The following is a 21,225-nucleotide window of genomic DNA, read 5'->3' on the forward strand; positions in this document are numbered from 1 at the left end:
TTAGAACGCGCGCATCGGTACGGTGACAACATCCCCGGGTTGCACCGGGTAATTGGTGGCGAGATCGCCCTTCTGCAGTACGTTGTCCAACCGCACGGCATAAGGCGTGGTCACGCCGTTCTTGTCTTCGCGATACAGTTCGGTGCGATCAGGCGCCGCGAACTCGGTCGTGCCTCCGGCAGCCAGCACCGCGTCCAGCACGGTCATGCCCTGGCGATACGGAATCGATACCGGCGTGCGCACGGCACCGGTCACGCGTACGCGCGACAAGTACTCGTGACTGCGCAAGGCAGTGAGGATCACGGCGACCTGCGGATCGCGTACATAGGACTGCAGCTTGTCCTTGATCTCCGCCGCGACCTCTTCGGGCGTCTTGCCGCCGGCCATCACATCGCCAATCAACGGCACGGTGATCTTGCCGTCCGGCCTCACCGGCACGCTGACGCTGAGGTCGGGGTTCTGCCAGACGGTGACCTGAAGCTGATCGTCCACGCCAATCTTGTACGTGGACACCGCCTGCGCGGCAGGATCGATCTTCGGCGCCTCGGTCGAGCCACGTCCGGTGGCACAACCGGTCAGCACCGCGGCTACGCAAACAGCAAACAACAGAGTGAGAACTTTCATGGCGGGGCCCCCTGCGCATAAAGTGTGAACTGCGTCACTTGCGAGTATATCCACGGCCCACGAGAACTTGACAAAACCATTCGTTCTATGTCTTGACGCACATGGAATCTGGAAAAAGGCGTTTGCGCAGCGCGCCTGTACCAGCGCCGCGGCGATGGCAACACCAGTCTGGTCAAAGGGGATGGGGATCCTTGCGGTGTCGACCCTCCATGACGCCAGCCGGATTTAGGCCGTTTGGCCGATAGCTCGGAAATTCACGCTTCTGCAGACCCGCCCTGTCGCAGGCGCGAAACACTGTCGACCCGGCCTATGCATGCGCTTCGCCAAGCTGCTGCCGACACCCGCAAGGACACCGCCGTGACGCAAACGCCCGCCATCACGCCTTTCGAGGCCCAGCCGCTGAAAGGAACGACCATCCTGGTGACCGGAGGTGCGCAAGGTATCGGCCGCGGCATCGCCCAAGCCGTGCTCGGCGCCGGCGGCAATGTGTTGATCGGCGACTTGAATAGCGAAGCCGGCAAGGCCTGCCTCGACGAATGGAACGTGGGCGAACGCGCCCGCTCCGCGGTGCTTGATGTATCGCGCGAAGCCAGCGTCAAACGATGGATCACCAGTGCGCTCAGACACTACGGCCGCATCGACGGACTGGTGAACAACGCCGGCATCGCCGATCCGCACAGCGGCCCACTCAGTGACCTGTCGCTGGAACAATGGAACCGCTACCTGGCACCAACCTCACAGGCACTTTCCTCTGCAGCAAACACGCACTGCCATCACTGCAGCATCAACACGGCAGCATCGTAAACATCGCCTCCACCCGCGCACTGCAATCGGAACCCGATTCCGAAGCCTACGCCGCCACCAAGGGCGGCATGCTCGCCTTCACCCACGCACTGGCCGTGAGCGCCGGCCCCAAGGTGCGAGTCAACGCCATTCTTCCTGGCTGGATAGCCACCGACGCATGGCGCGAGCCTGCTGAACGCAGCGCTCCCAGACTCAGCCGCCGCGATCACACCCAACATCCCGCGGGCCGCGTAGGCACTCCTGAGGACATCGGCGCTTTGGCCGTCTATCTACTTTCGACGCAATCATCCTTCGTCACCGGACAGCATTTTGTGGTCGACGGTGGGATGACGGTGAAGATGCAGTACGTTTGATGGCAGGGGATCGCGTCACGAAACTCGCTCACCCTTAGGCCTTGCAGCTCTCTAGCGAATTGGCAAGGCCCCACTGGGGGCCTTGCGTAGATAGCTAAGGAGACTCCCATCAATGAGAGCGACCGGTGTGCCCCTCACTTTTCGTTGAACTCAATGGCGTACAGCGGCTTATAGTCATCACCCGTGCCTTCGAGCATGAGATTGACCGAATTTCGCGTCAAAAATGCCATCTGCGCCAGATTGAGCATATTCACACCATAAGCCGAATTGCAGGTCCAACTCGCGCCTGCCGTAACCGAACCGGGGCCGTAGCGATACCGAAGAAAACAACTTCCATACTGGTTGGATTTCACGGATATCACCGTAACTCCTGGTTCCGTGTAAACCCCTGCTCCCTGCGCCGTAAGCACGACGCCCAGAACACACATCGCGACCAGGCCCTGAACAAGCTGACGTTTCATAGGTTGCTCCTTGTGAGGTAACAGCTAGACGCTGTGCTTAGAGATCCGATCGCCCTGCGGCGCTCGCTTGCCAACTCAGCCCAACTATCAACGCATCGAGGTCGGCAACACGCTCGGGACCGGAACGGCAGGTCTGAGTTGGGCTGGCTGCCACCTGCGATAGACGCTTTGCCGAGCTGCCTGAGCAGCTCGCAAAGCAGGCGGACATGAAGGCCAGCCTGCCGCCGGGCGAGGAAAGCAAAAGACCGTAATGCTGCAAGGTGTCTGCGGCATTGGCTGTGTAAGGATTCGCGTTCCCTTGAGTGTTTACGTTGAAATATCGCGTGTTCGGAATCGAACGCGACCCGGTTGCGGTGACCTCCTGGGTCTCCACGATATTCTGAGCCGGGATGCCGTCCACGGCGTCCCATTCGTCCGCCCGACGAGCCATTTCGAGTGACAACACCGAAAGAGGGCTGACCGACCCGGAGCGTTGCTGCAGCCAGTCCATCGACGCCGGGCCGCTGTAGAACGTCTGGTCGGCCCGAATGCGATAAATGTAGGTGACGCTGCGTTGCAGAAGATGCTTATTGGCAATGTCCCGTGCGGCGTTGAAGTTCGCGGCCGTCGAAACAAACGCGCTCGTCGAGCCGTCGCTGCTACATGTCGCACCGTTAATGTGCGCCACAATGTTGTGGTTAGTGCCCCATGCACGGAAACCTTCCGCAAAGATCACGCTCGGCGGCCTTGTATCGACGCGATACACAAATTTCGGCGGCGCGGCGAAGGCCAAGCCCGCGACCCCGATCTGACAGACAAGCAAGAACGCTACGAGGCGCTTTTTCATAGTTGCTACCTCCCCTTGAAGGGCCAACAAGCCGGATGGCGGCACGGAACAGCGAGCCAGATGCGCGAACTTTCACAGTGATCGGCCGCTGGACTGCGACCACGCTAGTGTCGGAAAGCATCTGCCATGTGGTCGCGAGTCCGGCCAAGTCGACACGCGATACCGGCAACCCAACCTTCCGCCCCAGCATGCGACGCGCCGGGTCTGCAAAACAAAGCAGTAGGCATGGCACCCAAGGGATGTCGAAAGCTGCCTAGGTCTGTGCGCAAGGCCAATCAGCTCTCGGCTACGCACAAAGAAAGAATCGATCTTTGATGGATGAATTCCGCTTGCAGACGTCCTTGGCTGCGGAAGTTCTGTCCTTGAACGCTGCCATCGTGCGCATTTCCCATGAGGCATCGCAATGGCGCACAGCCTTTTCATCTGTCGGCTTTTCCTGCAACACACGTACCGAATGTCAATGCAGCTCACTGCAATCGCATTAGCCAACGTCGAGATGCCCGTCAGGACGCAGGGGCTGTGACGGCGACCGCGGCATCGGGCGTGCCAAGTCAGCAGCACTTTGCAGCGCGCCGTCACCGTCGCCGATGACGACAGAGCCGAGCGCAGGAGATCAAGCCGTCATAGGACGAATGCGATGGCGCATCACGATGACCACGGTGCTCAGATCGGACTGCCCGCATCGCGACGCCTGAAGAGAGCCGATCCGTTGCGCGAAGAATGCGTCGAGGCTTTACGGGCGCCTTGGGCGTGCCCTGCCAGCGGACTAAGCTTCAGGACAATGGGACACGCAAAACAAAAGGCACCTAGATTTCTCTAGGTGCCTTTCGAATTGGTGGGCCGTGAAAGATTCGAACTTTCGACCAATTGATTAAGAGTCAGACGCACAATGCGATAACAGTGCCGGTCCCGGTGCGTTTATTTTTCCGGGTTGGTGACTTTTAAGTGCATGTTGCGCTTAGGTCGGTCGCCTTATTTTTCCGGGTCTACTTGGCCGCTTTTGACACTGTGGCAGCGTCTATCGTGAGCGCGCCGATTGTGGTCGCCGGCGCTAGGCCTACGGCCTGAACGCCGATGGCAAATCCCGGAACTGTCTGCTCAGGGGTTGGCCCGAAAGCGCCCGCGCCGAACTGATATTGGACGAGGACATCGTAGTGCCCTTCCTTGATCTTGTAGTGCCGTACGAGTACTTCACCCAACTCCCGGAGGGTCAGGGGCGTCAAGACAGGAGGAGTTGCCTTCGGATTAGTGGACATTGGTGGTCGTCAGGCTCTGCCAAGAGGTTGACACGGGGCTATTGAGTGCGGACACGGAGTGAACAGAGTCGACGCGGATGGTTACGTTGTTGTGCACCTGGCTTTGGCCATTGAGGTAGCAGTCGAGCGCGTGCACCACGACTTCGTTCAGGGAGATGTCGTCCTGCGCGGCGCGAACCACCGCTGCCCGGTGAAGCTCGGAGGGCACCCGAACGTTGAACGCGCCTCGCAACGGCTTGTGCGGGTCTCTCCCGAGTGCGGCGCAAGTTTCGATGTAGTCATCGACTGCGGCCTCGAACTCGGCTTGCAGCGCCTTGGGTGACTCAGCCTCGAAAGTCACTAGATCGGGGATGAAGAGCAGCTTTCCGCGACACACTTGGCGGGTCGTGTCGACCTCGGCAGACCCTTCAAAGCCCTTATAGGTCATTGTCTTCATGGCTTAAATAACTCCGTTCGCCTTGAGATGTTCTACAACGTCGACGATGCAGCCCTTGTCTACGTTTGGATTCGGGTGGGGCTCATGACAAACGATCAGCAAATCCTTTCCCGAGTGGTAGAACTTTCGCCTTGATCCGCCGTTGTTCAATTTCTTGTATCCCAGGTGTGTAAGCACACTGACCAAGTCGTCCCACTTGTAGTCGGACGGCGGCGGGGTCGCGCATAACTTGGCCAAATTCTTGTCGTGCTTTGACATCCTGGTCGGTACCTGGTTCCAGAGTGTAACTAAATTATAGTTACAAATTGTGAAATACGTCGAACTAGGCCGTTCGACCGTCCCCTATTCAGAAATCCTGCCTGTCAGGCTCGGTCCTGGCAACTACGCCTGTCGGCCTACGGTTCGACGTTGCGCCGCACCTGCGGGCTCAAACCTCGTCACCGCGGTAGCGCCAGATCGCCCGCTCCAGTTCAGCCTTGGTTTCGGGAAAGCAGCCGGCCTCATCGCAGAAGATCGAGAACATGACGCTGCAGGCCTCGCAGCCACACTCGCCGGCGCACAGGCGGTGGCAGGTTTCCTTGCAGATACACGCGATCGGGTCGCGCAGCTCCGTCATGTAGCCGGTCGGCGGATAGCGGCGCAGGCCTTCGGCGGTGGGTTCGCTCTGGTCGGTCATAGATCGATCGGTTCCACGAGTTCGGGGCCTTTATTACGAGGCGACCCGACGGCTTTGGGCACCGGATAGTAGATGAGTTCCGCCTCGGGCGCCTTGGCCAGGATATCGGTGGCCACGTCCGGCCCTTCTGTCAGCCAGTCGAGCCACGCATCGGGCGGCAGGATGACCGGCTGTCGGTCGTGGATGTCACCAGAGACCTTGCCCGGCTCGCCGGTGATCAGGGTGAAGGTCTTCACCCATTCGGCGGCCTCGTCGTCCTTCGGCTTCCAGGCTTCCCACAGTCCAGCGAACATGAGCACCTCACCATCGGGCGCATGGATGAAGTACGGCTCCTTGTTCTTCTCGTCGAGCTTCTTCCACTCGAAGTAGCCGCTGGCCGGCACCAGGCACCTGTGCTTCTTGAACGCGGACCGGAACATGGGCTTTTCTGCCACGGTCTCGACGCGAGCATTGATGGCATGGTTACCGATCGCCAGATCTTTGGCCCAGATGGGCACAAGACCCCAGCGCAGGCCTTTGACTTCGAAAGCGTCCGCGCCTTTGGCTAGGACAGGTGCAGTTTGGGTGGGTGCGATATTGAACTGATCGTCACGCTGGTCGAGGCTCGACACAAGGTCGATGCCCATGGAGTCCAGCGCCGCGCGTTGCGCGCGAGATAATTTGGTCGGGCCGAAGCGTGCGTAACGGCCGCACATGCCTATGCCGGAAGAGCACGCGGAGCGAGGCCATAGTGGCGGAGCATGCTGTCGATGCGCTCCCAGATCCACTCGTCGTTCTCTGGGCCGCCAGCACTCCTCACGGCGTCAGCCAGAGGCGCGAAGGCTGGCCAGAAGTCAGCTGGGTCGGGGAACTCGCGCTGAAGCTCGGGGACTTGCTCCTCGAGCTCATGCAGCATTTGCTGGAGGTGTTCACGGATGGCCATGGGGAAAGGTTACCCCTACTTGCCAACCTGGCGCCATGCCGTGCCGAGCGGGTGCGGCTGTGCCTCTGGCACGGACCGCCAATGGCAGGCCGCCCACCGCTCAACGTGCGCCATCGCCTTCTCGCGGGTCAGGTAGGGGTAGCGATAGGTGATGGGTTCGTGCAGGCCCCTGCCCTTAGGGCTGAAGTTCACGCACCAAGTGCCGTCAAGCCTCTGGCTGACTGAGGCGAAGCAGACCGATCCGGGGACGGTCGCCATCCAATGGTTGAGCGGCTGGCCGCTCATCGTCACCTGCTCCCATTCAATGGTTGGTCGTTCTGACATGCCTACAGCGTACGCCGCGGGCGTCTCAGGCCTTCAGACCATCCGGCGCCGAAATGGCCGGCGCATTATCAATGCGACGGCGGAGGGCCAGGAGAGGTTTCTCCAGGAGGTAATACGAGGCAGCAGTTATGGCTAAGGTCAGCGCCGACCCGGCGAGCAGGACTGTCAGGTTGCTGGCTCCAAACCGGGACATGGTGCGGAAGACTGCGTAATGCCACAGGTACAGGCCATAGGACACGGACCCCACCCACATCAGGGCCCTATTGGAAAGGAAGACGTGGAGGACGGTGTCCCGGCTCACCAGAAGGTGGGTGATGATCCAGCCGGCACACAGCGCGCCGACCGTGAACCCGCCCAGGTGCATCCAGCGGGCATCCCAGCGCGACAAAGCGGCCAAAAGGCCGAGGCCGACCAAGGCGCAAGGCGTCAAGAACTTCGTAGCCGCTGAAACGCGTTGCCGCATGGTCCCTTCAACGAACCCAGAAGCGAAGGCGATACCGAGGCAGCAACCGACCATCAGGCCGTCGGCGCGGGTGTCCAGACCGTTGAAAGTTCGCGGGCTCTCGGCGCCATGGGTGACCAACCACAGGCGCCAAGCGCACGACAGCAAAGCCAAGCCGGCTGCAAGGCCCATCACTGATCGACGATTCCGGAAGACGCGTAGAGCCACCACGAGAACCACGGGCCAGAGCAGGTAGAACTGCTCCTCGATCGCGAGCGACCAGGTGTGCCCGAGCAACTGAGGCGCATGCCACTGAAAGGCTCTCGCCCAGTTGGTCATATAGATCCCGGCGATAGCGGCGCCGGCCAAATTTGACCGCGCCTCTTCACCAGTGAAAGCCAGCACCGAAAAGACGCAGAACACGATGAGCAGCGCAAGGAGCGCTGGGCCAAGGCGCAAGAATCGGCGCGCGTAGAACGCGGACATGCGGACCGATCCAGTCGAATCGAACTCTTGGATCAGCAGCGCGGTGATTAAGAATCCGCTGAGGACGAAGAAGACGTCGACGCCGACTCCGCCGCCGGCGAGCCCCGGTATGTGGGCGTGAAACGCCATGACGAGCAACACGGCCAAACCGCGCAAACCGTCCAAGGCCGGAATACGGCCGAGCCGAAAGCTTCCCTGTATCATCCCCAGTCCCTTGCGCGTTCCTTACGCAAGGATAAACGAATCAGCAGCTTGTTACGACTGCGCACCCACCACTGTGCCGTCAGTATCTCCCGTCGGGTCGCCACTCTTGATCCGCAATCGACCAGAACTGTCGACCCAAATGCGGTAAGAGCCAAGCAGGAGCTTGCCGCTGTTCCAGGCGCCCCCCTCGGCGCGAAGGGAACCATTGATCGAATAGATGGTAACCCCGTTGACACTACCTGCAGCATTCAGGTTTCGCGTCGAAACACGTGTGGCGCTCGACGGCGTAGACGTGCCATTGAACGTCGTGTTCTCAGTGATCGTGCCATCGGTGTTTATGTTGAACTGGTAATAGCCGTCGAACCCCGTGTTCTGCCTCTCGATGCGCATCCCTTCTGTCCCCCAGATGCGCATATAGCGAGGGCTGTACTGGGCGCTCGAGTTCATGGTGCTGTTCGCACCATTGGCAACGGTACCGTTGTTGTACAAAAGGTTCTCGGCGAAGAAGTTGATCGTGCCGCCAAGGTCTTTGAAGAAGTAGCTGGTGAAAGCCGGCGTACCGCTAGCCGTGTCCTGAATGGACATGTTCTTCAGGTAGATGCCGCGACCATTGGACATGGACACCAGTGGCGCCACATACGGGTTTTTGAGTGTCGCGTAGAAATCATCTATCGACAACTGGCCTACGCCAACGCCGGTCACAAATGTCGTATTGGTCGTTTCGGTCTGCAGCCAGGCCGCAAAGTGTCGCTTGAAACTAATGCCAGGGTGGGCATTGATACCGCCAAAATAGAACTGTGCCGGCGCTGTCTGCGCGAGGTTGCACCCCTCGGACTTGCAGCCGCTGAAGAAATAGTTGTAGTTGTTGCTGGACGTTCCCGTCTCGTTCTTCGAGTAAACCGCACCGGCCTGCAGGGTTTCCCACGTGCAGTTGATGAAGCGAAGGTTGTTGGAGTTGTCTCCACCAGTGCCGTTGGAGATGGTGACAGCGGCGGTCCGATTGCTCGAGTCGTTGGCTATGAAGTAGCAGTCCTCAAACCAGCTATCCCAAAGCTGCGTCAACGACACTTGCGCGCCGAAGAACCCGGAGAATACGACGCGCTCAACGCGACTGCGGAACACAGACTGCATCGTGAGTGCCGTCAGCGCACCGCTTTGGCCGACGATCGACATGTCCGAGATATCGCAGCCCTGAATGGCGTTCGCCATGCCGACCGGCGCTGAAAGGACGAAGCCAGCCGTTGCGCCACGGCAGAAAATGCGCGTAGTGCCGACACCCGAACCGATCAGCTTTCCTGCAATCGGTATCGTGATGGGGCCCGTGACGATGAAGTCACCGGGTGGTAGTACCACACTGGTCGAGGCTCTAAAGGCGGCCTGAATTGTCGCCGTGTCGTCCGTCGACCCGTCACCCTTTGCATTGAACTGCTTTACGTCAGGGATGCGATTGCGAAGCGCAGCCTGAACCGACAACAGGAGCGCGCCAGAACCCGACTGCATGAAGCCCGATCCATTCCCCAGCGCGAATGTGAGGCGGTCATACGCCGTTGTCAGCGTCGCGCCGTCCCATACATAGCTGGTGTTGTTTGCCGGAGTGGCGTCAGCGAACACTACTGCTACCGTTCCAGCCTGCAGACCGGACTGCGCAGCAATCAGCGCGGCCTTCGTGGCAAAAGGCTTGACACCTGAGCCCTGCGAAGCCGCCAGCGCATTGACGGCCGCAACGATGATGTCAGAGTTTCCGTTGATCGTCGTGGCGCCGCTGCGCAGCGAATCGCCCTGCCCATCGTTTGCCACCAAACCGTTGAGGAGCTTGCCCAGCCCATTAATGAAACCCATGGCTTTCCCCTTAGAGCACGTCGGAGGCGGCAGGCGCATTCACGCTGGCCGCGGTTATGGCATTGCGGATCGAGCACTGCGCGATGTTGTCTGCGCTAAACCTGAGCAACGTCAGGTCAGGGGTTGTTGGATCCGGCGTCAGGGGCTCGCCAAGGACCAACAGCAGACATTCCCGAACAACCGCATCGGCGGTCATTGCAGTGACATCGTCGGGTGCCATGGACAAGGTTTTTACCGTTCCGACAGATCGACCCGATGCATCTGCCTTGGGCACGCCCTGGTCATCGATCCAGCGCGCTTGCGGCACGAAATCCATCATGTTCGAACTTGCGTTGCGCGCAACCGTGCACGACACGGCCGCGAGATAGGCGGGGTCCGAGTCGGTGGCCCCCTTCAATAGCACGACCGTCTCACCGCTTAGGCAGGGAACGCCAGCTTGCTTTTCGTAAGCCATGGGTGCCTTTACTGGATGGGGAAGCGGCCGCCGCCACCGCCAGGGTTGCCGCCGCCAGAGCCTGAGCCGGAGGTCGGGAACACCACGGTGACCTGGCCGACAAAAATGCGGCCCTGATTGATCGAGAGATCCGAATAGGTAGTCGTGGAGCCAAGTGGCAGCGTGCCGCCGGCGCCGGTGGGATCGTCGTAAAAGAGGTAGTACGTAACAGACGTGCCAGCTGTGCCGCTCACTACGAGACTGCTCGCGGCATAGGTGGGGTTCAACGCGCCGTCCTGCAGTGTCCCCGCAGTGCAACTGATCGTCGCGCTGGTGGCCGAGGCGGCATAGCTGATAGAGAAGCCCGTCCACGCGCTGCCGATGCCGCCGACGCGCACCATGGCAAGATTGCCCTGGCTCAAGCGGATGCTTGGCGAAGGAACGACAAGATAAGACTGAGCTGTCCATGTCGACATGGACCCTAGTGGGCCGATCGACCTGGCCTCGGTCTCGTATGTCTGCCCAGGGTTCAAGCCTGTGATGACGACTTCAGCGCCAGCCTTGAAATTCTTCGGCGAGCTCCACGCGGTGTTGCTGTTCTTTACGCGCCAGCGCACGTCGTAACTCGCGGCTCTGGTCGCACTCATTGGATCATGATCCTTCCGTTGAGCGCACCCGTCGGCCCCACTTGCCGATAGGCGGGGAGCTTGACCACGCCAGACGTTGCGTTCGCACCGTAACCAACCTGGGTCGACGCCGAGCCGATCTGGTCGGTCGAGCTAGTGCCGATCCGGATGTTCAGCGTCGGCGGCGGCGGCGGGACCTCCCAGCGCGCGCCCGTGATCTGGCTCACGAAGGTGGGTGGCGCCCCGCTGTCGGCGTTGATCACCTCCGAGCTGTAGTCCACCAGCGTTATAGTCGCCGTCAGGTCGTCGCTTGGCTCAACCGATTTCACGATCAACTTCGCTACGTCGCGGCTCACCTCACCGACGACGAATAGGTCGCCCGCTTGCGCGCCGGCAAGCGCCGTCGACAGGGTAAAGCTCCGCGTCGGTGCGATCAGCGAATCAACGTCACTATCGTTGTCGAAAGTGATGTAAGTGCTGTCCCAGCTATAGCTTGCAGCCGGGATCGAGGTGATCTGTGTGTTGTCGCTTCGACGGACCCGGATCATGTAGGTCTTTGCTGGATCCAGCTCGAGCACCTCGTCCAGAGTGATGCTGTTGCCGCTGACCGATTTCACTCGACCATGAGCGATGCCCCAACCGATGATGTCGTGGGCGACGTGGACCAAGTCCCCTCGTTCGCAAACCATGTGCTCAATATCGGCCTGAAGCGAATAGACGACCGGTCGATCCCTCATGACAGCCAGGTAATAGCGCCCAAGCTTCCAGGCTGCGTTGGCGTCGATGACCATTCGCAGGTCAAGTTCTTCGAAGATCGTGGCATTGCCGGCGTTGTAGCCGTCGGCAAAGACGATCACAACGTCAGCCTGCCAGTCCGCTTCGGGGTTCGTGAAGCTCACGCGTAGCGCGTGCGCGGGCTGGGTGAAATCGCGGGCGTAGTTGAAACCCCAGCTGTTCTTTGGAGTGAACATCTGCACAGGCACCGACTGCGCCACGTCGCGCACAGGTCCGTACCGTCCATTTCGCAGGCCGAAACTGGCTCGGCCGCCCGACAGGACGTCGCGCACGACATCGCTCAGCGCCCTGGCCGAGTCCATGACGAAACCAATCTTGAAGCCCTTGGCGTCACACTCGGCGGCCCAGTCGGCAACATCGTCCAGGTTTAGACGGGAGTCCGCCAAGGTGCGCACCACAGCCGGACAACGCGTGAGCAGCCACGCATAGATCCACGCCGGGTTTGAGGTCTCGGTATTGGCCGACCAGGTCTGCGATGGCACGTCCCATGTCGGTATCTTCTGCTGGGCCAGCACCTGGAGGTTCTGGATAACGCCATTGAGCTGATCCGATGCCTTGATGCGCATGGCCAGCTTCAGCGTGCCGGTAGCGCTCGCAGGCTTCGGACTGAACGATCGCATGGCTGACCAAACGAGGGTTCCGGCATGCTGCACGCTGGTGTTCCAGAAGATTTCACTGGTCGTGATTCGAACGTCGTACTGCCCTGCAGCGACTTTCCAGCGGACGCCAACGCGCAGCTGCTTGTTCGCGTTGCTTCGCACCTCGTACTCGCTGAGGTTGTCCACGAGGCGGTGCATCGCGTCGGAGCTGACGGTGATACCAGGCGTCGGCGGTGCCACGCCATACCAGGTGGCGGTGCCAACCTGGCGAAAGTCGATGTCGATCCGCCGGTATGCGTCGACAAAGTGGCCCTTGTCGTCCACGGCGAACAGGCCTTGAGGGAACTGGAAATCAACGGAGATCTCGGTGGTGTTCGGCTGGGTCGTGCGGATGTTCTGCTCGGTTGCCGTGTCGGACACCTGGATCGTCAACGCCTCCTCAAAAACGTCGTTGTCGAAGAGCGTCGGCGTGGTGGTGATCTCGTAGTCAACATCGGTGTAGCTGTCGATCGACGTGTCGCCGATCTTGATGTCGCTGATGTCGAGGTCGCCATAGCCTAGGTCGAACATGCAGCGGAGATACTGATCGTCTCCGCTGATTTCCGAATAGGGATAGGCCGCGTGGGGCGGAAAGAACTGAGCATGCCCTACAACGCAGGGGATCACACCGTACTGGTTGGCCTGGTTGCTTGTGCCGGTCAGGCTTTGCAGAGAGCTAAATGGATCGCTGGTCGCGCCGGCCTTGGCGGTCGGCGGCGGAATCAGCGCGTTCACAGCCATCATGCCGATGATGCCGATCGCGGCGCCGGCGACACCCGCATAGCTACCGAACGCAGCCACACCCCAGCCGGTCGATGCTCCGTAACTCAGATACGCCACCACAACCATCGCGATCGCGCGAAGCCACTTCGAGCCGTTGCCGCCGCCTTGCGGCCAAATGGTGACATGGATCGTCTGGCCAGCCTTGGGGCGAACGTTTGACCAAATGGCGCGGGGCACAATCTGACCGCCGATGGTCACCTCGCACGCGAGGGATGCTGTGTCGCCAAGCATTTGTGCCAGCGTCTGCCCGGCCTGCACCTGCGCGAATGCGGTCGAGCCGGCATCAAACACGTTCGGCCGAGCCACGACGGTGCATAGCGAGCCATCAGCCATAGCGGTAAATGCCCTCAATGCGCCGCGCCCAGCGCGGCGTGTCCAGTCGTTCGATGACGCTTGATGCGCCGGGTGGTGCATGCAGGAACCTGATTCCGCTGACCATCACACCGCAGTGCCATGGCCGCCCGGCAATGCTGAGGATCAGCAAATCGCCCTCTCGCGGCTGCTCCGTGCGCGTCCACCCATCACAAAGACCGTCGCGCACGGCGCGCGAGATACCCTCCCAGTCGTCGCCGTCCTGATAGCCTTCGGCATAGTCCGGGACAACACGGTCGAACACGTGCGCCTGCACCAACTTGACCAAGCCCCAGCAGTCGACGCCTTCCACGGCGCGCCCCTTGGTGGCATACGGAAGGCCGACGAAGGCCGCAGCCCAGGCCGGCACGCCACCGGCACTCAAATGAAGAGTCCCTGTGAGTTCGTGGGCAGATACTGCTGGCCCGGCACCTGCTGGCTAAATATGTCGTCCTCGTAACCGAGCGTTCCCTGGATGGCGTCCGAAGTCGCCGTCGCCGACTGGAGGTCGAACACGAATGGCCCCGCCTCGTCGATGTCCGGCTGACTGGCCAATGCGACGCCGAACGTCACCGTCGGCGGCCCTTCCAGAGTGCGGATTGCCTCGTTGACCGCCAGGTCGGTGTTGTCGATGGTGACGGTGACTTGCGGCAGCTGGTCTTCCTGCTGCGACGGCAAATTGATCTGGAATGCATACGGCTGAAAATCGCCCTCGCTTTTGGCCAGTGCCTGGGTGTCGTATGCAATGCGCACAGGGGTGGCAAGGTCTGGGTGCTCGATTTTCATCCACGGCACGAACACCTCGGGCGTGTCCTGCGCCAGCATCGCTTGCAGAGCCGTTGGTGATACTTCGCGCATCAGGGCACCGTCGTGAGCTCGAGTTGCACCTGCCACAGGTCTGCACCAGCAGCGGCCAACGTGTAGACAGGGCGCTTGGCGAACACATAAGTGGCCACGGTACCGTCCCGAAAATCCTTCCAGTCGAATGGAAGCACGTCGGCCAATGTGTTTTGCACGAATTGCTTCAGCGTCGAGACCTGCGCCTGTGTGAGCACTAGCGTGCAAGCGAAGGTTTCCGGAACGGCAGAGAACCGGCGGCGGCGCTTCGGCGCGCCGGTCTCCATGCTCGTAGTCTGCACTGGCTCAACGAGTGCGGTGTAGCTCAGACTCTGGTCGCTGGGGACCGGCAGCAATGCCGGCCATGTCGGATTTGCCATTAGCCTCCCCCAACCGAAATGCCGCGGCGCGCCAGGCCGAAGGTCTTGCTGAGAGCCATGCCCGTCGAACCGCCGCGCATGATTTGCTTGTTCACCTCGTCGACCGATTTGCCAACGATCACGCGCACCCAGTCCGTACCATCGGCATTGGTGCCCTGCTGAGTCGTTGCCTGTTGGCCGGAGTTGTTGATCACCTCGACCTTCGTCCCGCCGCCGCCAGCGCCGCTGGCTGCCACGCCAAGCTTTCCGTTGGCGCCGCGCGTCAGCGGCATGATTGCCTCCGGCCCGGCTTCGCCGAACACGCCGGCGCCGCTCGCAAATTTGAACAGGTGCGGCGAGTCGTAGACGTTTCCGGTGTACGCGCTAAGGCTCGGTGACGCGTACACGCCACCCTTCGCATTGAACGACCAGCCACCACCCATGCCTGCCCAGCCAGTCGACAGCGAGTCGGCTCCGGTATACGAGGCCCCGCCGTTGAGCGAATCGCCGGCGCCAGTGACAGTCGATCCGCCGAACAAACTCGGAAAGATCTGCGATAGGACCTGCGAACCCTCGACTTTCAGCTCGAGCTTCACCAAATCAGCAATGATGCTGTTGATGTAGTCGCTGAAGGATGCCTTTTTGCCCGTCAGCTTCGCGTCGAGATAGTCGCCTGCGCCGTTGAGTCCGGAATCGGTCAGGCTCGCGACCTGGTCGGCTGCGTTCGATGCCTGATCCACCCAGTTCTGCAGGCCACGCTTTACGCCATTCTCATAGTCAGCCTCGGCCGCCTTCTGCCGCTTGTAGCCGTCCGTGACGATGGATACACGCTTGTCCGTGGCCTCCTGGAGCGCCGCCACGTCTGAATCGTATTGGCGCTGATCAATGCCGCCGCTCTCACCGCGCGATCCCGCCTGAAGCTGCAGGGCGAGCTCCTGGAGCTTGTTCGCCTGATCGGTATAGGCCTGGTTGACCTTCTGGAGCTGCTGATACTCCTGGTCACCCATGCCGACATGGGCAGCCTGCGCATCCATTTGGGCCTGGAGGCTGACGTTCGCCTTATCCAGCGCGAACCGATATGCGTCGATCGCCTGAGTGCGCTTCTGGTACGACGCCTTTTCCTGATCGGCCAGCTGGTCGCTCTTGCTGATGGCGTCCGCTTCGACCTTCGCGGCTTCCGCTTCGAGCTGGTTGATCTGGCCATCGAGCTTGATGCGCTCGGCGCCGACGGCCTTTCGTGTCTGGAGACGGTTGATTTCCGCCTGGATGGCGGTGACCTGGTCGCTCTCGTTCTTCCATAGGAGGTCTTGCGATTGCTGGTAGTAGTCCTCTTCGGACACCGTGCCGGCCTTGCGCGCGGCGTCCAGCTCGGCCTGGCTGTTCTTGTAGGCGTCGCCCATCGACGCGAGCGAGGCCTTAAACGCTGCGACCTGGGCGGTCTCGTCAGCGCTGTCTGCGGCCTTGGCGTCGTGGTTCGTGTATTTCTTATCGATCTGCGCCAACGCGGTTTGTTGATCGGCAAGGTATCCAGCCGTATTCGCTCGATTGCCTTTGATCAGAAGCTGCGTCGCAGTCTTGACCTTCGCGACCTCCGCAGCCTTGTCCTGGGCGGCCTTGGCCTCCACCAGGTACTTGGACATCGTGTCGCTGGCTTTCTTTGCGTCGTCGTTGATCTTGGCGTAGTCGGCGTCGTTTTGCGCCACCCACTGTTCCAAGAGGGCGCCAGACTGCGCTGCCTGTTTCTGCCCCACGAGCTGCTGGATGAGGCCGAGGTCGCCGGCCAAATACGCGTGATTCGCGTCCGCCGGCGACGAGGCAGCGCTCAGCAGCTGGCTGTCCGATAGCCCCTTCAGTTGCGGCATGCGTGCGCGGATCGCGTCGAGCTGTTTGTTCGCCGCCGAGATGTCGTCAACATTGGTCGACGTGCGGCCAATGCCCTTCATGGCGTCCCAGGCAGCCGAGGCAGCCGTCTCGATCTCGTGCCAACCGCTCTCGATCAAGCCCTGATTCTGGCGAACCTCGGCTGCCCGCTGGGCGAATGACTGCGCGGCGGCTGTCTGCGCTATTGCGGCCGCGGCCGACGCGTCGCCCTGAGCCTCCAGGGCCTTGATGTTCTCGTACTGCGTCAACGTGAGGACGTGGTACTGCGCATCCAGCTCCTGGATGGCTTTGACCGGGTCATCCTGCAGCTTCACGAAGAACTGCACCGACTTGTCGATGCTTTCGCCGGTGACCGTGCTGAAATCGACCGCGCCCTGCGCTGCCTCGGCCAGACGGTCGCCCGTTACCTTGCCAGAGGCCACCAGCTGGTCGAGCGCTACGCGCGATTGGCCGACGCTCTTCGTTTGCGAGCCAATGCTGACGGCAAGGGCGTTGACCTGGCCTACGGTGGTGCCGGCATAGTTACTAGTCGACACGATGGCCTGGTTGAGCTTTTCCTCATCGTTGGCGCCAGAGATCGCCGCGGCACCCAGCGCAAGCACACCTGCGGCAATGCCACCAACCAGGGCGCCGATAGGCGACAGCACGCCGGCGAGCAGGCCGGAGCGGCTCGCCAGTGTCGCCAGCGAATTCTGGAAGTTGCCGAAGTTGCCCTGTGCTAGCTCACCGATCAGCACGCCGATCTCGCGGCGCGCGCCGGCGGTGCTCAGCGTGAAGTGACCCGTGGCAGCATCGGCGCCCGTGATCTTGGCGCGCGTTTGATCAATGGTCGCGGCGTAGGCGTTGAAGTCGTCCTCGCTCAGTAGGCCTTTGCCCTTGGCCGCGCGAAGCTTGGTTTCGTACTGGTCCAGGCGAGCGAGGGCCGCGACGGCCGGGTCAATCTTACCGATCAGTTCCTGCAGCGCGGCTGCGTTGGCCTCCGCTGCGGCAGCCGCAGCTTTTTCCGCGGCGGCGGCTTCCGTGGCACCCTGGCGCTCGCGATCGCGGGCGGAGTTTAGGGCGGCCAGGTTCTTGATCTGCTCCGCCTGCGCCGCGCGTTCCTCGGGAGTCAAGCTGGCAGACGCTCCACGCGCTGACTGCGCGATGCCCTGCCCCTGGCTGGCGAAGCCTGCGGCGGCAATGGCTTTGAATCGGGCGTCGTCTTCTGTCTGTTGCTGCGCCAGCGCTGCCAGAGACGTGCGCGCGGCATCGCTCTCGGTGCGCATATCCGCGAGAGCTTGGTTGTATTTCAGCAGCTGCGAGTCACTGAAGGCCGTGGCCTTCATGCCGTCGCTCAGAGAAGCAACGCCGGCGGCCGCCATCTGAGCTGCGCCGGCAGAGACCTCGAGCTTTTTGCGCAGCTCATCGATGATCGCCGTGGGCAGCCCTGCCACCTCGGCCTTGTACAGGATCATCTGCCCGCGATTTAGGCCCCACGTGTCGGCCTGTTTGACCAGCGAGTCGGTGACCTGCTTCTGCTTTGACGAAATCTGGGTATAGGCGGCCTGTGCGTCGGTCGAAAAATTGCGCACCTTCCCCGTCGACGCAGTGATGGCCGCGTCGTGCTGGTCCGTATTGAGGACCAGGTCAACGCGGGCTGTGCCGAGGCTCTGGCCTTCGCTGCTCATGCCGCTAATTCCCGTGAATTTCGCTGAGGGCCGTGGACTCGATAACGCGCAGCGCCGCCATCATTTCGTCGTAGGTCTCGCCGGTGTGCCCGGCTCGGTCCAGCTCGTGGAACACCACGTTGTAGTCGAGGGCCATCGGTCCGTTCGGCCCCACGCGCCACTGGTTGCTGATTCGGCAGAAGAAATCGACTGGCGGCCAGTTTTCGGGCCAGAGCTCGACCTCGGGAGGCGGAAAATCCGTCTCCTTCATCCCAAGGTCGGGATCCAAGGGAGGGCGCTCCCAATAGAGCGCCCTGGCCGCCTCGATCAGTTTCCCTTGCGGGATACCGCCATCGCCTGGAAGTAACCCTGCCAAATCGCCAACACCGCGCCGGGCTGGTACGAGTCGAGCGTTTCAAGCCCTTCCGCGCTGAGCTCGACGTCCGCGTCCCAGGACTCGACGATGTCGAGCACCAGATCGCGGAGGTTTTCCTCGAAGGGCTTGTCTCTCGACCTCACCTTGTCGATCAGCGCGTCGCGCTCGTCCTTGCCGCGGTGGCGATAGACGAGTTTCAGCTGCTGCTCGTTGCCCTGCCCCACGATGGTGAGCGTCGCTGGGAACGTGGGGTTGGTTTTCACCTTGAACATGCGTGTCCTTTTACGCCGCGTCGTAGCGGGTCAGCTTGCTGATGAGGGAGAACGTGGCCGTGTTGGTCATGTTCTGATTGAGGTCCATCGACGGATCGGAGTCGAAGCTGGGATAGACCAGGTAGTACAGCTCCGCGCCATTAGGCAGCACGGCGCGCAGCACGACCGGCTGCTTGGCTTCGTCGGCCTGATCGAGCGCGTTGTACCAGGCAAGGGCCGGGTCGTAATCGAGCTTCAGCGCGATGCTCTTGGCGTTCTTGAACGTCGGGCGCTGCTGCTGCTGACCGCTGGGATCTTCGACGTATTGCCACTGGAAGTACTGCTGATCGCCGCCCGACTTGCTGATGCTGACGACCTGCGAGAGCGTCACCCAGCTGCTGGCCTCCTGGTACGAGCCCGAGCCAGAGCCAGCCGGGTACTTCGCGACGGCAGTCGTGTCGAAACCCTCAAGCTTGAAGGTCGTGCCCGTGGGGTCCAGTGCCCGCACGATGCGGTTGTTCAGGCCCGGCCAGCCGGACGTCAGGACGAGGATGTCGCCCTCTACCGGCGGCGTGGCAGTCGTGGCCACGCCGGGGCTGGCGTTCGTGATCGCGCTGATGGCCACGGCGGCGGCCAATGCGGTGGCCACCGAGAACACGGTGCCGTTGGGGAAAAGCTGAGACATGACGATGGTCCTCGGTCAGGCCAAAAAGAAAGGCCGCCCAAGGGCGGCCCGTTGCGATGCAGCAGTGCTGCAGTTCAGAGGGACACAGCGAACTGGATCCCGAAGTCCTGACGTGTGCCGTAGAGCTGGGCAACGTCGTCGTGGAGCGCGATCAGTGCCCCAAAGGGCTGTGACTCGCTGAAGCTGGCCGCGATCGCTCGCTCGGCATCCCGGGCTATCTGGTTGGCTTCCATTCGTTGCTTTGAGTGCACGTTGACCTGGATGCGCGCGCGTTCCTTGTTGGGAACGCTTTGGTCCGCGTACCACGCTGCACCGCCGCCCACTTGCTGATAGGTGATGCACGGGAACGCGGCGCCGGCCGGAAAAACGTCGGCATAGAATCGATTGCCGACGAGCGGCCCAAGCGCCTGCTTGAGGGCCTCTTCAAGGGTCATCGCGCAAACTCCGCAAGCAGCTCGGGAAGTCGCTCCCTGCCGCGTTCAATCATTGCGTGGTAGGCGACCGCCGAACCTTCAAGCGCGGGCCGCAGAAACGGGTGCGCCGCGATCCACTTCGGATGCGCCAGGGGATGGCCTGCCTTCCAGTCGCCGTCCTCATCCTTGTAGAGGAAATTCGTTTGCCAGTGCCCGAACTCGATCAGGTGGCCGTGCGGTGCTTTCTTTGCGTTCCAGCTGATCGAATAAGTCACTGTCCGGTCGTCGGAATATGCCTCGCGATACGCCAGGTAGATCGCCGCGCGCAGGGTGCCGTCGCGAACCGGTGCGAATTCCTTCGCCTGGTCGCGAATGACCATACCTCCGGCGACACCCATCGATCGCGCCAGGCTGATCTTGATCGGACCGCCGAGCGCCGCAAGGCCGCCCAGCCAGTTCGAAAAGTCCATTTTTGCCTGCAGTCCATCACTCACCGGACATCACCGAGTGACAAACGAGGTCGGTCCACTCGCGGTTTTGGTGATCCATACGGACCTCCTCAACCGGCAGCACATCGCCGTTCGACTTAAGTACCCGCATGCCCTTGTAAAGGCCTTCGCGGAAGCTCACCCGGAAGCTGTAGGGGCTCGCCGCAGAGCTTATGCCAGCGGCTGCCGACTCTATCGTGCGCATGCCCGTCTGACCTTTTACGTTGGCCCAAACGGTGACAAGCGTCGTCCACTCGTCCAAAGGCTGGCCCCCCGCGTCAGTGTCGGCTGACCGCTGTTGAATCGCGATCTGGACTTTCTTGTCGCCTGAGCGAAGTGTCACGGCATCATCACTCGGCGATGGGGCCACAACAGCCCCGCGGCATCGGTCGGAAGAGCCGAAGCGGGCAACCCGACCACCGTGTCCGATCGGTTCTCGAAGAGTGAGCCGATCGTCAGCATGATGGCCGCGATAATCACCGGCGTGGCGACCATCCCATGCGTCGACCGTGCGGCGTCCACTTTCGCCGCGCACCAGCGCGATTCAGCAACTGCGAGCGCAGCGGCTGCCGCGTCGGCGTTCGACATCTCGGCGGCTGCAGCCTTTGCGGTCGCATAGGCTTCACTCGCGGCCCCAATCGCCTCGGCAACGCTGTCCTGCGCGGCGGCCAACGAGCTGGCGTCCGCGTAGAGGTATCGATTGAGGTACGCGGCAGCGGCACCCTCCGCGCCGTCGACGTACGGCTGCAACTGTTCGGACGGATAGTCGCTGTCCACGCGGCAGTGCGAACGCGCGTCCTCGATCGATACGATGGACATGGCCGACTACTTGCCTGCTGCCTTGTCCGCAGGCAGCGCGCCTACCTCTTTCGCGCCCGCTTCCAGCTCTTTCGGACATTCGTCGCCCGCCTCGAAGTCGGTCGGATAGATGTCGCCATCCTTCACGCCGCGAAAATCCTTGATCAGCTTTGCCATGGTGGTTCCTTGGTGAGGTGGGGCGACCACAATGG

Annotated in this window: 24 protein-coding genes and 1 pseudogene; 1 reads left to right on the plus strand and 24 read right to left on the minus strand. The window is 61.6% G+C overall.

Annotation, left to right across the window (positions count from 1 at the left end):
* The gene (locus AC1DKY_RS11770) at positions 1-624 is read right to left on the minus strand and encodes an XrtA/PEP-CTERM system exopolysaccharide export protein (protein ID WP_082121019.1); all 624 of its coding nucleotides are present in this window, start codon (positions 622-624) and stop codon (positions 1-3) included.
* Positions 625-933: 309 nt separating this feature from the next.
* On the opposite strand from AC1DKY_RS11770, the pseudogene AC1DKY_RS11775 reads away from it, so the two are divergent.
* Positions 934-1,781 (plus strand): annotated as a pseudogene (locus AC1DKY_RS11775) (SDR family oxidoreductase).
* Positions 1,782-1,915: 134 nt separating this feature from the next.
* Here the strand turns inward: AC1DKY_RS11775 and AC1DKY_RS11780 are convergent.
* From AC1DKY_RS11780 to AC1DKY_RS11890, 23 genes are all read right to left on the minus strand, one after another.
* Positions 1,916-2,242, minus strand: coding sequence for a hypothetical protein (locus tag AC1DKY_RS11780; RefSeq protein ID WP_441603171.1), 327 nt, complete (start codon positions 2,240-2,242; stop codon positions 1,916-1,918).
* Positions 2,243-2,279: 37 nt separating this feature from the next.
* Positions 2,280-3,068 carry a scabin-related ADP-ribosyltransferase gene (locus AC1DKY_RS11785; RefSeq protein ID WP_441603170.1) on the minus strand — a complete coding sequence of 263 codons (789 nt, stop codon included), beginning with the start codon at positions 3,066-3,068 and terminating at the stop codon, positions 2,280-2,282.
* Between the two features lie 1,245 nt (positions 3,069-4,313).
* Positions 4,314-4,760, minus strand: coding sequence for a type II toxin-antitoxin system HicB family antitoxin (locus AC1DKY_RS11790; protein WP_477179930.1), 447 nt, complete (start codon positions 4,758-4,760; stop codon positions 4,314-4,316).
* Between the two features lie 3 nt (positions 4,761-4,763).
* The gene (locus AC1DKY_RS11795; protein WP_477179931.1) at positions 4,764-5,018 is read right to left on the minus strand and encodes a type II toxin-antitoxin system HicA family toxin; all 255 of its coding nucleotides are present in this window, start codon (positions 5,016-5,018) and stop codon (positions 4,764-4,766) included.
* A gap of 169 nt (positions 5,019-5,187) precedes the next feature.
* The gene (locus AC1DKY_RS11800) at positions 5,188-5,436 is read right to left on the minus strand and encodes a hypothetical protein (RefSeq protein ID WP_477179932.1); all 249 of its coding nucleotides are present in this window, start codon (positions 5,434-5,436) and stop codon (positions 5,188-5,190) included.
* Positions 5,433-6,131, minus strand: a complete 699-nt coding sequence (locus AC1DKY_RS11805) for an SOS response-associated peptidase (RefSeq protein ID WP_477179933.1) — start codon at positions 6,129-6,131, stop codon at positions 5,433-5,435. The genes AC1DKY_RS11800 and AC1DKY_RS11805 overlap by 4 nt, the downstream gene beginning before the upstream one ends.
* Positions 6,132-6,707: 576 nt before the next feature.
* Complete coding sequence (locus AC1DKY_RS11810; RefSeq protein WP_477179934.1) at positions 6,708-7,814, minus strand: acyltransferase family protein; 1,107 nt, start codon at positions 7,812-7,814, stop codon at positions 6,708-6,710.
* 51 nt (positions 7,815-7,865) lie between these two features.
* Positions 7,866-9,653: a glycosyl hydrolase family 28-related protein gene (locus AC1DKY_RS11815; RefSeq protein WP_477179935.1), complete on the minus strand. Its 1,788-nt coding sequence runs from the start codon at positions 9,651-9,653 to the stop codon at positions 7,866-7,868.
* A gap of 10 nt (positions 9,654-9,663) precedes the next feature.
* The gene (locus AC1DKY_RS11820; protein ID WP_477179936.1) at positions 9,664-10,107 is read right to left on the minus strand and encodes a hypothetical protein; all 444 of its coding nucleotides are present in this window, start codon (positions 10,105-10,107) and stop codon (positions 9,664-9,666) included.
* 8 nt (positions 10,108-10,115) lie between these two features.
* Positions 10,116-10,733 (minus strand): hypothetical protein, encoded by a 618-nt coding sequence (locus tag AC1DKY_RS11825; protein WP_477179937.1) that lies wholly within the window; start codon positions 10,731-10,733, stop codon positions 10,116-10,118.
* Positions 10,730-13,261, minus strand: a complete 2,532-nt coding sequence (locus AC1DKY_RS11830; protein ID WP_477179938.1) for a host specificity factor TipJ family phage tail protein — start codon at positions 13,259-13,261, stop codon at positions 10,730-10,732. The genes AC1DKY_RS11825 and AC1DKY_RS11830 overlap by 4 nt, the downstream gene beginning before the upstream one ends.
* A complete protein-coding gene (locus AC1DKY_RS11835) occupies positions 13,254-13,649 on the minus strand; it encodes a C40 family peptidase (RefSeq protein WP_477179984.1) in 396 nt (131 codons plus the stop codon). The genes AC1DKY_RS11830 and AC1DKY_RS11835 overlap by 8 nt, the downstream gene beginning before the upstream one ends.
* Before the next feature lie 11 nt (positions 13,650-13,660).
* On the minus strand, positions 13,661-14,137 hold the full coding sequence (locus tag AC1DKY_RS11840; RefSeq protein WP_477179939.1) for a DUF1833 family protein: 477 nt from the start codon (positions 14,135-14,137) through the stop codon (positions 13,661-13,663).
* Positions 14,137-14,496 (minus strand): hypothetical protein, encoded by a 360-nt coding sequence (locus AC1DKY_RS11845; RefSeq protein ID WP_477179940.1) that lies wholly within the window; start codon positions 14,494-14,496, stop codon positions 14,137-14,139. The genes AC1DKY_RS11840 and AC1DKY_RS11845 overlap by 1 nt, the downstream gene beginning before the upstream one ends.
* Positions 14,496-18,023, minus strand: a complete 3,528-nt coding sequence (locus AC1DKY_RS11850) for a phage tail tape measure protein (RefSeq protein WP_477179941.1) — start codon at positions 18,021-18,023, stop codon at positions 14,496-14,498. Before AC1DKY_RS11850 ends, AC1DKY_RS11845 begins: the two co-directional genes overlap by 1 nt.
* Positions 18,024-18,027: 4 nt before the next feature.
* Positions 18,028-18,291 (minus strand): DUF1799 domain-containing protein, encoded by a 264-nt coding sequence (locus AC1DKY_RS11855; RefSeq protein ID WP_477179942.1) that lies wholly within the window; start codon positions 18,289-18,291, stop codon positions 18,028-18,030.
* A gap of 38 nt (positions 18,292-18,329) precedes the next feature.
* A complete protein-coding gene (locus AC1DKY_RS11860) occupies positions 18,330-18,650 on the minus strand; it encodes a phage tail assembly chaperone (protein ID WP_477179943.1) in 321 nt (106 codons plus the stop codon).
* A 10-nt stretch (positions 18,651-18,660) separates the two neighbouring features.
* Positions 18,661-19,314 carry a phage tail protein gene (locus AC1DKY_RS11865; protein WP_477179944.1) on the minus strand — a complete coding sequence of 218 codons (654 nt, stop codon included), beginning with the start codon at positions 19,312-19,314 and terminating at the stop codon, positions 18,661-18,663.
* Between the two features lie 74 nt (positions 19,315-19,388).
* Positions 19,389-19,748 carry a tail completion protein gp17 gene (gene gp17 / locus AC1DKY_RS11870; RefSeq protein WP_477179945.1) on the minus strand — a complete coding sequence of 120 codons (360 nt, stop codon included), beginning with the start codon at positions 19,746-19,748 and terminating at the stop codon, positions 19,389-19,391.
* Entirely contained in the window at positions 19,745-20,197 is a 453-nt protein-coding gene (locus AC1DKY_RS11875; RefSeq protein ID WP_477179946.1) for an HK97 gp10 family phage protein, read from the minus strand. The genes gp17 and AC1DKY_RS11875 overlap by 4 nt, the downstream gene beginning before the upstream one ends.
* 16 nt (positions 20,198-20,213) lie before the next feature.
* The gene (locus tag AC1DKY_RS11880) at positions 20,214-20,558 is read right to left on the minus strand and encodes a phage head closure protein (protein ID WP_477179947.1); all 345 of its coding nucleotides are present in this window, start codon (positions 20,556-20,558) and stop codon (positions 20,214-20,216) included.
* Complete coding sequence (locus AC1DKY_RS11885; protein ID WP_477179948.1) at positions 20,555-21,034, minus strand: head-tail connector protein; 480 nt, start codon at positions 21,032-21,034, stop codon at positions 20,555-20,557. The genes AC1DKY_RS11880 and AC1DKY_RS11885 overlap by 4 nt, the downstream gene beginning before the upstream one ends.
* Positions 21,035-21,040: 6 nt before the next feature.
* On the minus strand, positions 21,041-21,190 hold the full coding sequence (locus AC1DKY_RS11890) for a hypothetical protein (RefSeq protein WP_477179949.1): 150 nt from the start codon (positions 21,188-21,190) through the stop codon (positions 21,041-21,043).
* Between the last annotated feature and the right edge of the window lie 35 nt (positions 21,191-21,225).

This window comes from Dyella sp. 01N448, assembly GCF_056399225.1.

Bases quoted from the DNA above. Each gene is read 5' to 3' on its own strand.
- AC1DKY_RS11805 (WP_477179933.1), bottom strand. From the start codon at position 6,131: ATGTGCGGCCGTTACGCACGCTTCGGCCCGACCAAATTATCTCGCGCG.
- AC1DKY_RS11785 (WP_441603170.1), bottom strand. From the start codon at position 3,068: ATGAAAAAGCGCCTCGTAGCGTTCTTGCTTGTCTGTCAGATCGGGGTC.
- AC1DKY_RS11875 (WP_477179946.1), bottom strand. From the start codon at position 20,197: ATGGACTTTTCGAACTGGCTGGGCGGCCTTGCGGCGCTCGGCGGTCCG.
- gp17 (WP_477179945.1), bottom strand. From the start codon at position 19,748: ATGACCCTTGAAGAGGCCCTCAAGCAGGCGCTTGGGCCGCTCGTCGGC.
- AC1DKY_RS11860 (WP_477179943.1), bottom strand. From the start codon at position 18,650: ATGTTCAAGGTGAAAACCAACCCCACGTTCCCAGCGACGCTCACCATC.
- AC1DKY_RS11810 (WP_477179934.1), bottom strand. From the start codon at position 7,814: ATGATACAGGGAAGCTTTCGGCTCGGCCGTATTCCGGCCTTGGACGGT.
- AC1DKY_RS11890 (WP_477179949.1), bottom strand. From the start codon at position 21,190: ATGGCAAAGCTGATCAAGGATTTTCGCGGCGTGAAGGATGGCGACATC.
- AC1DKY_RS11845 (WP_477179940.1), bottom strand. From the start codon at position 14,496: ATGGCAAATCCGACATGGCCGGCATTGCTGCCGGTCCCCAGCGACCAG.
- AC1DKY_RS11825 (WP_477179937.1), bottom strand. From the start codon at position 10,733: ATGAGTGCGACCAGAGCCGCGAGTTACGACGTGCGCTGGCGCGTAAAG.
- AC1DKY_RS11865 (WP_477179944.1), bottom strand. From the start codon at position 19,314: ATGTCTCAGCTTTTCCCCAACGGCACCGTGTTCTCGGTGGCCACCGCA.
- AC1DKY_RS11795 (WP_477179931.1), bottom strand. From the start codon at position 5,018: ATGTCAAAGCACGACAAGAATTTGGCCAAGTTATGCGCGACCCCGCCG.
- AC1DKY_RS11800 (WP_477179932.1), bottom strand. From the start codon at position 5,436: ATGACCGACCAGAGCGAACCCACCGCCGAAGGCCTGCGCCGCTATCCG.
- AC1DKY_RS11820 (WP_477179936.1), bottom strand. From the start codon at position 10,107: ATGGCTTACGAAAAGCAAGCTGGCGTTCCCTGCCTAAGCGGTGAGACG.
- AC1DKY_RS11790 (WP_477179930.1), bottom strand. From the start codon at position 4,760: ATGAAGACAATGACCTATAAGGGCTTTGAAGGGTCTGCCGAGGTCGAC.
- AC1DKY_RS11850 (WP_477179941.1), bottom strand. From the start codon at position 18,023: ATGAGCAGCGAAGGCCAGAGCCTCGGCACAGCCCGCGTTGACCTGGTC.
- AC1DKY_RS11770 (WP_082121019.1), bottom strand. From the start codon at position 624: ATGAAAGTTCTCACTCTGTTGTTTGCTGTTTGCGTAGCCGCGGTGCTG.
- AC1DKY_RS11830 (WP_477179938.1), bottom strand. From the start codon at position 13,261: ATGGCTGATGGCTCGCTATGCACCGTCGTGGCTCGGCCGAACGTGTTT.
- AC1DKY_RS11780 (WP_441603171.1), bottom strand. From the start codon at position 2,242: ATGAAACGTCAGCTTGTTCAGGGCCTGGTCGCGATGTGTGTTCTGGGC.
- AC1DKY_RS11885 (WP_477179948.1), bottom strand. From the start codon at position 21,034: ATGTCCATCGTATCGATCGAGGACGCGCGTTCGCACTGCCGCGTGGAC.
- AC1DKY_RS11840 (WP_477179939.1), bottom strand. From the start codon at position 14,137: ATGCGCGAAGTATCACCAACGGCTCTGCAAGCGATGCTGGCGCAGGAC.
- AC1DKY_RS11815 (WP_477179935.1), bottom strand. From the start codon at position 9,653: ATGGGTTTCATTAATGGGCTGGGCAAGCTCCTCAACGGTTTGGTGGCA.